The sequence below is a fragment of the Fodinibius salicampi genome (assembly GCF_039545095.1).
GTDB classification, from domain to species: domain Bacteria; phylum Bacteroidota; class Rhodothermia; order Balneolales; family Balneolaceae; genus Fodinibius; species Fodinibius salicampi.
On record NZ_BAABRS010000002.1, the window covers coordinates 111226 to 125570 of the forward strand.

The window sequence follows — 14345 nt, forward strand, 5'->3', positions numbered from 1 at the left end:
TTTAAAAGTAATAGATATCGCTTCTATTTGCCTATACAAGGAATTGAGACTTGGGGTTGCTTCCCTAAAAAATAAAGCAGTTGGCAGGAGTGAATCTTTAGTCGAATATATTGGTAAGTATTTGTGCCGGGTGAAAGGCTTTGCGATTGGTACCGTCTTTTATTTGATGCCGGCAGGAGAACCCAGGCGCGCAGATTAAAGCATCTTCGGGTAGCGAACGAAGGGCGGGAAAGAGCCGCAGCTCCCCAACATCCATTGAAACATCATAGTGGTTTCTTTCATAGCCGAAGCTGCCCGCCATGCCACAACAGCCAGCATCCATGATTTGTACTTGATAGCCTGCTTGTTGTAATGCTCCTTTTATGGAGGAGCTTCCTATGAGTGACTGGGCATGGCAGTGTGTTTGGACATAGACCTTTTGCCTGGGGTCGCTTTTGGGGGATTCTTGTACTAGGTTGGCGGAAAATTCTTCAAAGGTGTAGGTATGATCCGCTACCTGTTGTGCTGTTTGTAGCTGGTCGTCGTCACAGAGATCGAGGTATTCATCGCGAATGGTCAGGGTTTCCGAAGGTTCAAGACCGACGATGGGAATTTCCTGGGAGGCAAAAGCCGAGAGTGTCGCGAGGGTATCATCCAGTACGGTTTTGGCATGACCGAGCATCCCTTTGGATATTTGGGGCCGCCCTATTTCATGAATGTCAGGGACGATTACGGTATACTCCTGCGACTCTAAAAACCGAATCGCAGCCTTGCCGATTCCGGGCTCATGGTAATTGGTGAAAATATCGATTAAAAGAACCACCTCATTGTGTGGATCCGTTTCGGGGATATCGTTCTGTGGTCGGTTCGCAAACCATTCCATAAACGTAGATTCGGCAAAGGCGGGCAGGTCTCTCCGCTTGTCAATACCCAGCAGCTGTTGCAGTAGTTCTTTCACGGCAGGCTGTTTCATCATCCAGTTGGATAGTCTGGGAAACCGACTGGCAATGGGATATAGCTTGCCGGCCTGGGCAAAGAAGCGCTCCCCAAGGGTAATGCGGTGCTCTTCGTGCCATCCCTGCTTAAACTCGGCTTTCATGCGAGCCATATCTACATTAGCGGGACATTCGCTCTTGCAGGCTTTGCAGCTGAGGCACAGGTCAAGGGCATCGTTCAGCTCTTCCGACTGAAAGGCTTCTTTGTCCCTCCCTGAAAAAAGCTGGCGGAAAAGGTTCGCACGTCCGCGGGTAGAATCTTTTTCTTCCCGGGTAGCCATATACGAAGGGCACATCGTTCCGCCGCTTTCCGAGAGCTTGCGGCAGACACCAGCCCCGTTACACAGCTCCACGGCGTCGGCAAAACTCTCTTCCTTGCGCCAGTTAAAATGGGTATCTACCTGTGGGCGATGATAGGAGGGGGAGTACCGCAGGTCTGCTTCCATAGGTTTGGGATCGACAATTTTTCCGGGATTAAAGATGTTATTGGGATCCCAGATCTGCTTCACCTTTTTTAGGAGAGGCATCATGTCTGATCCGAGTACCTTTTCGATATACGGAGCACGGGCACGTCCGTCTCCGTGCTCACCGGAAAGGGAGCCGCGATACCTCCGCACCAGGTCGGCTATTTCTTCGGCCATGGTTTTCATTTTTTCAATCTCTTCCGGTTCCTGTAGGTTGATGACGGGGCGCAGGTGCAGCTCACCTACGGAGGCATGGGCATAGAAGACGCAGTCGCTGTTATGTTTATCCAGTATTCTCTGGAAATCATCTATATAATCGGGCAGGTCGGCAACGCGAACGGCCGTATCCTCACTAAAAGTGGGCGTGCGTCCTTTGGAACCAAGTCCCATAAGCAGGCCCAGACCCGCTTTACGGAGATTCCAAACTCGCTCAATTTTATCATTCTCTGTAATAATGGGAGCGGTATCGCTGTGACCACTTTTGTCCAGACGATCGGCCAGATTCCGTGCTTTTTGCTCCAGTATTTTTCTGTTATTGCCTTCAAACTGAATGATGAGAATACCTTTCGGATTTCCCTCCAGAAAAAAGCGGTTGTTTCGCTGCTCAATATTCCCTTTGGTGGCATCTAAAATAATATCATCCACCAGTTCTACCGCAGCTGGTTCCATTTTGACGGCTTCAACGGTAGCTTCCATAGCCTTCCGGATAGAGGGAAAATGGGGTACCACCATTACCCGCTCGGAGTCTTTAGGCAATAGATTCAATTTTGCCCGGGTTGTCATGGCCAGCGTGCCCTCACTGCCGCAGAGTAACTCTGCCAGGTTGAACTTTCTCCCATCGGGATTAAAAGGCTGCATCTCACAGAGCCTGTCCAGCGCGTAGCCGGTATTGCGGCGGATAATTTCGGGATGGGGATAGTTATCCAGGATGGCTTCCCGGTGATTGCGAATAAGCTCCACCATCTCTCGATAGATCTTCCCTTCGAGGGAGTCTAGCTTCATCTTGGCGGATAGTTCTTCTTCAGTAAGAGCTTTGAATCGGACTTGGGAGCCGTCGCTTAAAACAGTCTCCAGCTCCAGCAGGTGTTCCCGGGTTGTTTGATGTTTAATAGAAAAAATTCCGCAGGAATTATTGCCGATCATCCCGCCGATCATGCAGCGGTTGGTGGTTGCGGTATCGGGACCAAAGAGTAAATCGTGTTTTCCCGCTTCTCTGTTGAGGGTATCACGAATGACGCCGGGTTGAACATCCGCAGTTTTTTTTTGCGGGTCAATATCCAAGATTTTATTCATATTGCGCCCGACATCCATAATGATACCCCCCCCGGTGGTCTGTCCCGCCAGACTGGTACCAGCCCCCCGGGCCGTTATAGATTGGTTATGCTTGTTGGCGTAATGTACCAGTGAAATAATCTCCTCGGGGGATATTGGAAAAGCCACCCCTTCGGGCAGCTCCTCGTAGCTGGAGGCATCATTTGCATAGAGCCGACGGGTTTGAAAATCGGTATGAATGTTAACTCGCGAAGACTTTGATTCGGTATCCATAAAGGAAAGATATACTAATATTTAGCTGCCTTTGCAAGATGGAAAGCAGGAAGTTGAGTATAATCAGACAACGACTGCGTTTCTAATAATTATTCTGGAATATTAGAAAACAGTATTTATCCGATAAGGGCTACATAAAGGCCTTCTCTGCACGTTTGACGATTTCATCACCGATGGCCAGTCCCGCCGTAGCCGCCGGACTTGGCGCATTGAGTACATGTATCTCGTTGGCGGTTACTTCAAACTGGAAGTCATTCAGGATTTCGCCATTGGGTTTTAGAGCCATGGCACGTACACCTGAAGGAGATTTTTTTAGATGCTGGAGACGTATCGCAGGAATCAAATCCTGCAAATTTTCTACAAACGCTTTCTTGGAAAAAGATCGATACCATTCTTCGAGCCCCATTTTCCAATATTTTCGCGCCAGATTGTAGAATCCTGGAAAATTGAGTGTTTCGATAGTTTCTTCAAGATCAAACGAAAGTTTATCGTATCCCTCGCGTTTGAAAGCAAAAACCGCATTGGGACCGCACTCAATCGCGCCCCGCACCATCTTGGTGAAGTGTACGCCCAGAAATGGGAAGGCCGGATTAGGCATGGGATAAATAAGTCCGTTTACGAAGTGTTCAACTTCTGGTTTTAGTTCGAAGTATTCTCCCCGAAAAGGTACAATTTGCAGATCCGGTACAACCCCTGCCGACTCTGCCACATGGTCGCTGTACAGGCCGGCGCAGTTAATCAGGTATTTGCTATGGAAGGCTTCCTTTTGGGTATAAACGTCAATATTAGTTTCCTGAGTCTTTACTTTTTGAACCTCCTGTCCGCATAAAACGGTATGTCCATGGTCTTCAATCAGCGAACGAAGTGTTTGGCAAACCCCCACATAATCTACGATACCCGAACAGGGTACGTGAATAGCTTTAACACCGCTGACGTAGGGTTCAATTTCTGATATTTCCGGGGGATCAATTAATGAAATGCCTTCAATCCCATTAATCTGTCCGGTGGCAAAAATATTTTTGAGCCGTGGAATATCTTCTTCCTCTGTAGCTACGATCACTTTGCCGCATATTTCATGATCTACATCATATTCCTGGCAAAAGTCAACGAGTTGATGGCGCCCTTCCACACAGTTTTTGGCGCGATAGCTGTTGGGTTTATAGTAGATGCCCGAGTGAATAACTCCGGAATTATTACCCGTCTGATGCGCAGCCACCTTGTCTTCTTTTTCAAGTACGAGGATACTGACATCCGGATAGGCCAGTAAAAGCTTATACGCCGTTGAGAGCCCTACAATGCCGGCGCCCACAATAATAAAATCGTGCTGTGTCATAGAGTAGTTATTTTTTTATCCCTAATAATGAGCCGCTAAGATACAAAAACGAGCGCCGGTGGTAAATAAAAAAGTAAAGGATCATAACGTCATGGCTTTTGCTGTAAATTGATTATTTTAAGCCATTAGATTTAAACAGGGCTTTGGTGTATAAATCACCGCTAACAATTTTAAAATAAGTTTTTTCATGATTAGGAATTCAATAAACGGAATAATTTGTGCTCTCCTCCTTGCTTTTGCTGTAGGCTGCGGAGGCTCAGGATCTGAGCAGACTGAGCAAAAAGAACAGGTTCCCGAACCAACAACCGATGCTGGGTATGTGGAACAGGCAACTTTTGTTTCACTGGAGGGAGATACGTTAAGTGTTGATCAATTCGAAGGGAAAGTGGTAATGATTGATTTCTGGGAAACGTGGTGCAAGCCATGTCTGGCCAGTTTTCCTACGATGCAAAAGCTGGTAGAAGAATATCCGGATGATTTTGTGGTATTGGCTGTAACACCCGGTTTCACAGATACAAAAAAAGATGCTCAGGCATTTGCCGAAGAAAATGATTATACCTTTCAATATGCGATGGATACCAATAAGCTGCATCGAAAATTGGGGGTTCAGGGCATTCCTTTTAAAGTATATGTGGATGCGGACGGCAATTTCATCAAGAAGTCCATGGGAAGTGCCGGTCCTGATGAGGATTATAGAATATTGAAAGAGATTATCGAAGAGCATAAAGATTCGTAAATCGCAAAGGAATCTATTTATGCAGCCGTTTGTTGAGTAGCGGTAGGAAATGTTGTATTTTAAAGAGCTTACATAAAATTGAAAAAAGGAATTTATTTATGGCACAGAAGGTAAAAGAAAAACTACCCTACAAGGTAAAAGATATTGGATTGGCTGAATATGGCCGAAAGGAAATACGTCTGGCTGAAGCAGAGATGCCGGGACTGATAGCGCTGCGTGAAGAGTATGCTGATGAGCAGCCCCTGGAAGGAGCACGAATTGCAGGTTGCTTGCACATGACTATACAAACAGCCGTGTTAATTGAAACTCTGATAGAGTTGGGAGCCGAAGTACAGTGGTCTTCCTGCAACATTTTTTCAACGCAGGATCACGCTGCAGCTGCTATTGCAGATGAGGGTATTCCGGTTTATGCATGGAAAGGAATGAACGAAGAAGAGTTTTGGTGGGCCATCGAACAGACATTGTTTTTTGAAGATGGGGAGCCGCTGAATATGATTTTGGATGACGGCGGAGATCTTACCAAGCTGGTTCACGAAGAATATCCGGAGTTGCTTGACGGTATCAACGGAATTTCTGAGGAAACAACAACCGGGGTGAATCGCCTCTACAAGATGGCGAAAAATGGTACCCTGGGTGCACCCGCAATTAATGTGAACGACTCGGTTACTAAATCCAAGTTTGATAATAAATATGGTTGCCGTGAGTCGTGTGTAGATGCGGTTAAACGGGCCACTGATATTATGCTGGCCGGTAAAGTAGCAGTAGTAGCTGGTTTCGGTGATGTTGGAAAAGGTTCTGCCGCTTCCCTGAGAGGAGCAGGAGCGCGCGTCATTGTTACGGAAATCGATCCTATTTGTGCATTGCAGGCCGCAATGGAAGGATATGAAGTGATGAAGATGGACGATGCGGTTAAGGAAGCCGATATCGTGGTTACGGCTACCGGTAATAAGGATATTATTACGGAGCGCCATTTCAAGAACATGAAGGACAAGACCATCGTCGGAAATATCGGTCATTTTGATAATGAGATTGATGTTGCGTGGCTCAAGGAGAATTCCGAGCGCGATAATATTAAGCCACAGGTTGACCTGTTTAAGCTTGATGACAATGGAAAAGAGATTATCCTCCTTTCCGAAGGTCGTCTAATGAACCTGGGTAATGCAACGGGACATCCCTCTTTTGTGATGTCAAACAGCTTTACCAATCAAACCTTGGCCCAGATTGCACTCTGGAATCGTCCGGAAGATTTTGATTTGGAGGTAAGTGTATTACCTAAAGATCTGGATGAGAAAGTAGCACGTCTGCACCTGAAGAAGATCGGTGTTGAGCTGGAAGAACTTACCGAGGATCAGGCCGAATATATTGATGTCCCCAAAGAGGGGCCGTACAAGCCTGACCATTATCGTTATTAATTTTCGGTAGTAGTTTGTAATTTTGGCCTCATTCATTTCGCGATGGATGAGGCCATTTTTTATGTGATCCTTCCTGAAATCAGGATGGGATACTTTGTTAGTTATCTGGATTTTCTCTTGCTTGTTGGGGGATCAAAAGAAGGTCGGCCGCAAGGATCTGCATTGCCAAAAATGAATTTTCAATAATTTAATATTTAGGAAATATGTCTGCTAATAAAAAAGAAATAAGTATTACGGTAGAACTCGACGACAATAATATTCCCGAAAAAATTGACTGGAATGCTACGGATAAAGAGGGAGAAGGGATTGCTAACTGTAAAGCTATGCTCTTATCGATGTGGGATCCTGAACAGAAAGACACATTGCGATTGGATCTGTGGACCAAGGAAATGACGAAAGATGAGATGAAGATCTTTTTTCATCAGACGCTGGTAACTATGGCGGATACGCTGGAGAACTCGACCGAAGAAGAGGGTATGGCGGAAGATATGCGGGATTTTACTTCGTACTTTGCCGACAAGATGGAAATTGTGGAGTGACCATTCTGCAGCGAACAGTGTCAGTTGTTCGGTACAGTAGGTAGGAATCAGGTTGTGGAAACAAGAAGGAGTGGAAAGTTTCAAGTGTTAAGCTAGTTAGGAAGGTTAAAAGTTGGGGTTTAACCTTTAACTTTCCAACCTTAAACATTTAAACCTCGACCTGTTAACTGTACAAAATAGAGCCAAAAGTCACCGCACTTTTACGTTCTCGTTCATCCCATAAATCGTAGTCTAAAATTTTTCCTTTTAAGCCGGGCATAATATTCAGAAATGTGTAGAGGGGAGGGAATCCGCAAATCCGGTAAGGATCGGTCTCCTCCTTCATTAACTTGAGAAGCAAGTCCCTTCTGTTTTGTGAGCCATACTCTAAAAATTGTCGATCAAAGTGTTCAACCTCGTTGAAAAGGTCAGATGCGGCAGTGGAATCACCGAACTTCTTTCCGAAGTGAGCCAGGTCGCCGCTGATCAGGAAAAAGGTATCCGGATCTCCGGAAAAGTTATTGTCCATCAACTGGGAAAAATCCTTTAGTTGCTCACCCAAATGCCCGTCTTCCATGTAATACAACTCATCTAGGTTTCGTACTAAAAAGGGAATAATTTGAAAGTCATGATCCCATAAATAGCTTAGGAAAAGCAAGTGTAGTTCAATACTGTGCTCGGTGCGATGAGCCCGGTCATGGGTTGTAATACCGCAATCACTATCCAATAGTTGTTGGATAGATTCCTGGTCACGGCGGATCGTACCTAAGGGCAGTTCAAAATCCTTGTTGACCAGGATAAAAGGGCGCTCCTGGTAGGTATCCGGATATAAGCCGGCATAGTGCGAGGTGGCTATCATAACCACTCGTTTCGGTTTTAGGTTCCGAATAGGAGCAAAAGCCTTAATATAACTATCCAGTGCTATGCGGGGATCAATATGGGGGGCATAGAGCGCTTTCGCCGATGTATTTGTTTCTTCAGAGTCGTGCTTGTCGAAGGAGTTGCCCAGAAAGCCCTTTAACTCATTAGGATCAGCGGGATAAGAATTGCCGGCTGTATTGGAGGTATGTATGGTGGATTGTTCATATTGGCTTTCAACCTTTCGGGCATATGACTGGTAATAACCGGAGGATAACAGGCGGTTTTTGTCCAGGAATTGGACGAATTCCTTGAGCTGTTGAACCGAGACTTCATCTCCGAAGTAGGGCTTCAGGTCATTGATGCTTTTCCGGCCGTCTATCAGTGATAGTAGTGTTTCTGTTTCCCGATGCAGGGCAAAGTCGGAAGGAACGTATCCCCGGCTGTCATGGAAATAGAGGTATGAGCTCCCGTTATTTTGTACGGGAATAACCTGGATATCACGACGTAGTTGTGGAATCGGATCCGTTAAGGAGTCAAAAAGATCGTTCGTTTTCATTCCTGATGCTTTGTTTATGTTCTCATTTCCTGGCATTCACAACGTATTCCATATTTCTCGCATAGCGGGTGGTCAGGAGGAGTAGAAATGCGTGCTTTACAGGCATTACGTCCATGATGAATAATCAAATGGGATAGGTTTGTCCAGTGTTCGCGGGGAAATAGGGCCATAAGATCGCGTTCTATCTTGTCGGTATTTTTTTCGTGTTCGGTAAGTCCGTAGCGATTGGCAAATCGTCTTACATGGGTATCCACTACCACGCCGTTATTGATGTTAAAGGCGTTGCCGAGCACTACGTTAGCTGTTTTTCGGGCTACACCGTACAGATCCAGTAATGCATCCATATCCTGTGGTACTTCGCCATTGTGTTTTTCGACGATAGCCTGAGAAGACTGTTTCAATGCTTTTGCCTTATTGCGATAAAAACCGGTAGAGCGCACCAGTTCTTCCAACTCCTGGATAGGGGCTTCAGCCATCGCTTCCGGGGTGGGATAAGTTTTAAAAAGCTCCGGGGTTACCTTATTGACCCGGACATCCGTGCACTGTGCACTCAAGATGGTAGCACAGAGTAATTCAAACGGATTACGATAATCGAGTGCGCAATGGGGATTGGGATAGTGTTCATAAAGGGCATTCAGGATTTTTTGAGCGTGCGCTTTTTGCTCTTCTGTTTTTTCCGGTAGTTTTTGCAGGTCTTCGTATTGTTTGGTTTTGGCCATTGCCGCTGTTAGATAAAACGTTAAAAACTAAATAATGTAAACAAATAGACAGTAAATAAAGGTAGATTTAGGCAGAAAAATTCCCCTACCTTAAGCCTGATTAAAATAAACGAAAACTATCATAATGTCTCTACCAAAAGATCAGGCTAAAAAGATTGTCTCATCCCCTTACGCCTGGGTGGTATTAGGGGTATTAACGCTCATTTATATTTCCAGTTTTGTTGACCGGCAGATTATAGCAGTTCTTGCTCCACAAATACAGGACGAGCTTGTGCTCAGTAATTTCCAGGTGGGATTATTGTACGGTACGGCCTTTTCGTTTATTTATGCCATCTGTGGTATCCCGATGGGTCGTTTGGCTGATATTTATTCACGGAAGCTTATGATCATATCAGGATTGGTAGTGTGGAGTCTTATGACGGTTATCAGCGGATTTGCAAGTTCACTTACTTTTTTAATAGTGGCTCGTTTTTTTGTGGGTATCAGCGAGTCGGCATTAAGTCCGGCAGTGTACTCGCTGCTTTCCGATTATTTTAGGCCCGAACAGCGAGGGACCGTCTTTTCCATTTACGCGGCGGGAATATTCATCGGTATCGGAGTTTCGTTTTTAGCAGGTGGATCTGTTGCTCAGGCCTACGACTGGCGTACTTCCTTATGGGTTGTCGGTGTACCCGGATTGTTGATCGCGGTCATCGCCTGGCTGGTTATTCGGGAATTACCACGGGGTATCACCCAAGACAACGAGCGATATGAAGCGGTCAGTAGTTTCAGGGAAGTCGTTACTTATATTCTTAGGAAAAAAACGGTTCGATATCATTTTTTGGGATTTTCATTTTTGGCCTTTATCGGCTACACCATTCTTGGTTTTATTGGAATTGTACTTACGGATATTCATAATGCCGGGGCCTTGGTCCCCCAATATGGCTGGTTTATGATGGCTACGGGCCTTAGTGTGATGGCATCAGGCTGGGTAGCCGATAGGCTGGCAACCCGGTGGGGTGGGGGGCACCGTTTCATTATGGGAGCGGTAGCGGGACTGGTGTGTTTACCTCTGTATTACTTTGGTCTTTTTGCTGAAACGGCAATAACTGCTCTTCTACTTATTGGCTTTGCCAATATAATCTCTTCGTCGTATAACGGAGTAGCAGCGGCCATTATACAGTATTTGGTAAAGCCGAATATGCGTGCCTTGGCCGGGGGATTGTATTTGTTTGTAATTAGTGTAGTTGGATTCGGTATCGGTCCTCCACTTACAGGTTGGCTTATGGATACCTTTTTTATTGGTCCTTATGGTCCTGCCAAGGCATTGATGCTGGTTTTTACTTGTTCTGGCGTGCTGGGGAGCCTCTGTTTTTGGAGGGCAATGAAAAGCTATGATCAGGATACTGAAGTTGGGTAGGTATTTAGGGGCTGGATAAGATGTGGGATACAGGTTTCGGATGCTGAATTTCCGATTCTTGATATTAGATGTCTGGCAATAGTTCTTGTATACCAGCTTCAGTTGCACATTTATGAGAGTTTTTCCACTCTATTGCAGTATATCTAAGTAGAATATCGTCCCAAACGGTACCCAAGCATAGGGTCAGGCCGCCTTGCCGATCCAGTAACCGTAGCACCGTAACGACACCCCTATGGTCGGAACTGTGCCTTATCATGAGAACGGCCCTATCACCTGGAGTTAGTACCCCTAACACTGGGAGCCAGTGTCGTTAACACCAGGAGTTAGTGATACTAATACTGGGAGTCATTGGCGCTAACATTAGCAGTTAGTGTTACTGACACCAAGAGTCGGCGCCACTATCATTAGGAGTTAGTGCTATTCCTACTGTTGGGAACTGGGTGAGGCTACTAATCAGGAGATGTAATACAAACCCATTAGATGGAATTGTCATTACCGGTTATAGGCCTGGGATTAATATAAAGACAGGTCTATAGACCAAATAGATTATTAAATGGTGTAGATATATTTCAGGAAATATCGCAAAGTGGACATAGCAGGCAAAAAAAACTGCATCCGTTTATTCAGTCAGTTGAAAAGCACCAAAGCAAAGGCTAATTAATCAAATTGCATGTTGCTTCCTGAAGCCTGTTTTCTTTAATAGTACTTTTTATAAATTACTCAGCGCCTGTGAGAGGTCCTGCAGGGTTTCTTTGGCGTCCCCAAAGAACATCTGGTTAGACTCTTCATAAAAGAGGGCGTTATCAATACCGGCAAAACCGGGACTCAGACTCCGCTTAAAGACAATAGTGCGTTCCGCTTCGTCTACGTTTAAGATCGGCATACCGTAAATAGGACTACCCTGTGTAGTTTTTGCAGCAGGATTGACAACGTCGTTGGCCCCGATAATAAGTACGACATCGGTAGACTTAAATTCAGGATTAATCTGTTCCATATCATAAAGCTGATCGTAAGGTACATCAGCCTCGGCCAGCAATACGTTCATATGTCCGGGCATACGTCCCGCCACCGGATGAATGCCATATTTCACTTCCACGCCTTTCTTTTCAAGCTTGTCAACCACTTCCTTCAGTACGTGTTGTGCCTGGGCAACTGCCAATCCGTAACCAGGTGTAATAACTACCTTGTCGGCATAAGCACATTGAATGGCTACATCCTGGGCAGTCGTTTCGTGAACAGTTTTATCGGTATCTGCGGCGGGTCCGCTACCACTGTCTCCGTTATCACCGCCGAAAGCACCAAAGAGTACATTGCCCAGCGTTCGATTCATGGCCTTACACATGATGTTGGTAAGGATAAGTCCCGCAGCTCCTACTAATGCACCACTGATAATCAGGAGGTTGTTATTAATGACAAATCCGGCCATGGAGGCAGCAAGACCTGAGTAAGAGTTGAGCAGCGAAATGACGACCGGCATATCAGCTCCGCCAATGGGTAGTACGGTAAGCACACCCAGAACAAGGGCAATCCCGAAGATAATCCAGAAGACGAGCTGACTGGCAGGATCAAAAGTTAGCCATCCGACCAGCGCAAGTCCCACTATGGTAATGAATGCATTGAAAATATTTTGTGCCGGAAAGGTAATGGGATTACCGCTGATAAATCCTTTAAGCTTTCCAAAAGCCACAAAGCTGCCGGTAAAGGTGATGGAACCAATCAGAATACTGAGCCCAATAGTGGCAATCTCTTGTCCGGCAAAAAGTTCCGGGGCGGTGCGACGAAATTCACCCCAGGCGACTAATGCGGAGGCCCCACCACCAAAACCATTAAAAATAGCGACCATTTCCGGCATGGCGGTCATTTCTACTTTCTTGGCTGCAAAGGCACCAATGGCACTACCGATTACAATACCGGCAATGATATATTCATAACTGATTATTTGCTGGTCAAATAGAGTGACTACGAGACCAATTAACATGCCTAGGGCAGCAAGCTGATTACCGGAACGGGCTGTGTCCGGAGATCCGAGCCTTTTAATCCCGACAATAAAAATGCCGGTTGCTACAAGATATACAAGTTGAATAATATCAGGCAGTATGGCCTGAATACCAGAAGGTAAAAACTCACTCATTGGAACGATCTTTTTTCTTAAACATTTCGAGCATGCGGTCGGTTACCATAAATCCCCCGACAACATTAATTGTTGCGAAAACGATAGCACAAAATCCGATTAATTGGGCTACTTGACTGTCCACTTGTCCCGCTACGACTACCGCACCGATAATGGTTATGCCGGAGATGGCATTTGCTCCCGACATTAGTGGAGTGTGTAGCGTGGGTGGCACTTTGGATATAAGTTCAAAGCCTATAAAGGAGGCTAAGACAAAAATAAATAGGTTAAATATGAGTCCCGACATGGTGTTTATTAATTAGGAATTATGAATTAAAAATTAGGCATTAAAAGCTTTCGCTTATCCCATTCCTAATTCATCATTATTAATTCTTAATTTTCTTTTAGCATAGGGCTTATGATGTCCCCTTCATGCGTAATGGTAGTATTGAGCGTAATTTCATCTTCGAAATCGAAGTGCGGTTTCCCTTCTTCATCCAGCAGGTGGTTTAGTAATCCCCACATGTTTTTGGAATAAAGCTGACTGGCATGATAGGCTAACATACTGGTTATATTGATCGGGCCAATGACCTTAACTTCATTCTCAATAACGGTTTCACCCGCTTCTGTCAGTTCGCAGTTCCCTCCATTTTCTGCCGCCAGGTCCACAATAACAGCGCCTGCATGCATATCATTAACCATTTCTTTGGTCACCAATAGCGGAGCCGGCTTCCCGGGTATGAGTGCTGTTGTTATAATAATATCCGATTTCTTGGCGTGTTCATGAATAACCTGCCGCTGCCTTTCCTGTTCATCTTCGGCCAGTTCTTTGGCATACCCGCCTTCTGTTTCCGATTCGTCATCCAGATCGGGTACTTCTACAAAAGTTGCACCCAAGCTTTCGACCTGTTCCTTTACGGCCGGACGTATATCAAAAGCTTCTACCACGGCACCCAGTCGCTTAGCGGTAGCGATGGCCTGCAGGCCTGCTACTCCGGCACCCAATACCAGAACTTTAGCGGGGGCGATGGTTCCGGCTGCGGTCATCATCATGGGCAGATAGCGATCCAGTTCGTTGGCTCCAATAAGAGCCGATTTATAGCCGGCAATAGAGCTCATAGAAGAGAGCGCATCCATGTTTTGTGCGCGAGAAATGCGTGGGATTGCGTCCATACCCAAGGCAGTAATGCTCTTGGATTTTAGCAATTCAACGGTCTCTTCATTCTGAAGTGCCCATAAAAAGCAGATAAGAATCGTGCCTTCGGAAAGCGTTTCCAGGTCTTCAGAGGGAGGAGTTTGAATGCTGATTAGAATATCAGCAGACTTGAGTAATTCGGATCGATCATCCTGAATTGTTGCCCCTGATTCAATATAGGCATCATCAAGATAATTAGAGGCAAGTCCCGCCTCTTTCTCCACCACTACATCCAGTCCCAGATCTGTGAGTTTCTTTACTGTTTCGGGAATAAGCGCTACCCGATTTTCATGTTCCGCTGTTTCTTTGGGAATTGCAACAGTCACAATCAATAAATAAGCAGTTAAAAGTTAACGGCCATAACTTATGTAAAAGATTTACTTTTGCAAATACTTTTTAAAAGATCATATGGGATTATCTTTCCCGGCCTGAATTCCACAGTAAAAGGGTGAGAGTTGCATTCGGGATCTATAAATATTACTAATTCAATAGACTCTATATGCTCTATAAAAAATATCGACTC

Annotated in this window: 11 protein-coding genes; 4 read left to right on the forward strand and 7 right to left on the reverse strand. The window is 45.4% G+C overall.

Annotated elements, in window-relative coordinates; translation table 11 throughout:
- Positions 1-97: 97 nt before the first annotated feature.
- Together ABEB05_RS08380 and lhgO are read right to left on the reverse strand one after the other, a co-directional pair.
- Positions 98-2983, reverse strand: a complete 2886-nt coding sequence (locus ABEB05_RS08380; protein WP_265789252.1) for an FAD-binding and (Fe-S)-binding domain-containing protein — start codon at positions 2981-2983, stop codon at positions 98-100.
- A 130-nt stretch (positions 2984-3113) separates the two neighbouring features.
- Entirely contained in the window at positions 3114-4316 is a 1203-nt protein-coding gene (gene lhgO, locus ABEB05_RS08385; protein WP_265789254.1) for an L-2-hydroxyglutarate oxidase, read from the reverse strand.
- Positions 4317-4503: 187 nt separating this feature from the next.
- On the opposite strand from lhgO, the gene ABEB05_RS08390 reads away from it, so the two are divergent.
- From ABEB05_RS08390 to gldC, 3 genes are all read left to right on the forward strand, one after another.
- The gene (locus ABEB05_RS08390) at positions 4504-5052 is read left to right on the forward strand and encodes a TlpA family protein disulfide reductase (RefSeq protein ID WP_265789256.1); all 549 of its coding nucleotides are present in this window, start codon (positions 4504-4506) and stop codon (positions 5050-5052) included.
- Between the two features lie 98 nt (positions 5053-5150).
- On the forward strand, positions 5151-6464 hold the full coding sequence (ahcY, locus tag ABEB05_RS08395; RefSeq protein WP_265789258.1) for an adenosylhomocysteinase: 1314 nt from the start codon (positions 5151-5153) through the stop codon (positions 6462-6464).
- A 203-nt stretch (positions 6465-6667) separates the two neighbouring features.
- Positions 6668-7003 carry a gliding motility protein GldC gene (gldC, locus tag ABEB05_RS08400; protein ID WP_265789260.1) on the forward strand — a complete coding sequence of 112 codons (336 nt, stop codon included), beginning with the start codon at positions 6668-6670 and terminating at the stop codon, positions 7001-7003.
- Between the two features lie 163 nt (positions 7004-7166).
- Here gldC and amrB read toward each other — a convergent pair whose 3' ends face one another.
- Both amrB and nth read right to left on the reverse strand, forming a co-directional pair.
- A complete protein-coding gene (gene amrB, locus ABEB05_RS08405; RefSeq protein ID WP_265789261.1) occupies positions 7167-8399 on the reverse strand; it encodes an AmmeMemoRadiSam system protein B in 1233 nt (410 codons plus the stop codon).
- 14 nt (positions 8400-8413) lie between these two features.
- The gene (gene nth, locus ABEB05_RS08410) at positions 8414-9118 is read right to left on the reverse strand and encodes an endonuclease III (RefSeq protein WP_265789263.1); all 705 of its coding nucleotides are present in this window, start codon (positions 9116-9118) and stop codon (positions 8414-8416) included.
- 124 nt (positions 9119-9242) lie between these two features.
- Here nth and ABEB05_RS08415 point away from each other — a divergent pair, with 124 nt between their 5' ends.
- Positions 9243-10517, forward strand: coding sequence for a spinster family MFS transporter (locus ABEB05_RS08415; RefSeq protein WP_265789265.1), 1275 nt, complete (start codon positions 9243-9245; stop codon positions 10515-10517).
- Positions 10518-11226: 709 nt separating this feature from the next.
- Here ABEB05_RS08415 and ABEB05_RS08420 read toward each other — a convergent pair.
- From ABEB05_RS08420 to ABEB05_RS08430, 3 genes are all read right to left on the reverse strand, one after another.
- On the reverse strand, positions 11227-12648 hold the full coding sequence (locus tag ABEB05_RS08420; protein WP_265789267.1) for an NAD(P)(+) transhydrogenase (Re/Si-specific) subunit beta: 1422 nt from the start codon (positions 12646-12648) through the stop codon (positions 11227-11229).
- Positions 12641-12934, reverse strand: coding sequence for an NAD(P) transhydrogenase subunit alpha part 2 (locus ABEB05_RS08425; protein ID WP_265789268.1), 294 nt, complete (start codon positions 12932-12934; stop codon positions 12641-12643). Before ABEB05_RS08425 ends, ABEB05_RS08420 begins: the two co-directional genes overlap by 8 nt.
- Before the next feature lie 86 nt (positions 12935-13020).
- The gene (locus ABEB05_RS08430; protein ID WP_265789269.1) at positions 13021-14148 is read right to left on the reverse strand and encodes a Re/Si-specific NAD(P)(+) transhydrogenase subunit alpha; all 1128 of its coding nucleotides are present in this window, start codon (positions 14146-14148) and stop codon (positions 13021-13023) included.
- Positions 14149-14345: the final 197 nt, after the last annotated feature.

Bases quoted from the DNA above. Each gene is read 5' to 3' on its own strand.
- nth (WP_265789263.1), bottom strand. From the start codon at position 9,118: ATGGCCAAAACCAAACAATACGAAGACCTGCAAAAACTACCGGAAAAA.
- amrB (WP_265789261.1), bottom strand. From the start codon at position 8,399: ATGAAAACGAACGATCTTTTTGACTCCTTAACGGATCCGATTCCACAA.
- ABEB05_RS08390 (WP_265789256.1), top strand. From the start codon at position 4,504: ATGATTAGGAATTCAATAAACGGAATAATTTGTGCTCTCCTCCTTGCT.
- ABEB05_RS08420 (WP_265789267.1), bottom strand. From the start codon at position 12,648: ATGAGTGAGTTTTTACCTTCTGGTATTCAGGCCATACTGCCTGATATT.
- ABEB05_RS08415 (WP_265789265.1), top strand. From the start codon at position 9,243: ATGTCTCTACCAAAAGATCAGGCTAAAAAGATTGTCTCATCCCCTTAC.
- ABEB05_RS08425 (WP_265789268.1), bottom strand. From the start codon at position 12,934: ATGTCGGGACTCATATTTAACCTATTTATTTTTGTCTTAGCCTCCTTT.
- ahcY (WP_265789258.1), top strand. From the start codon at position 5,151: ATGGCACAGAAGGTAAAAGAAAAACTACCCTACAAGGTAAAAGATATT.
- ABEB05_RS08380 (WP_265789252.1), bottom strand. From the start codon at position 2,983: ATGGATACCGAATCAAAGTCTTCGCGAGTTAACATTCATACCGATTTT.
- lhgO (WP_265789254.1), bottom strand. From the start codon at position 4,316: ATGACACAGCACGATTTTATTATTGTGGGCGCCGGCATTGTAGGGCTC.
- gldC (WP_265789260.1), top strand. From the start codon at position 6,668: ATGTCTGCTAATAAAAAAGAAATAAGTATTACGGTAGAACTCGACGAC.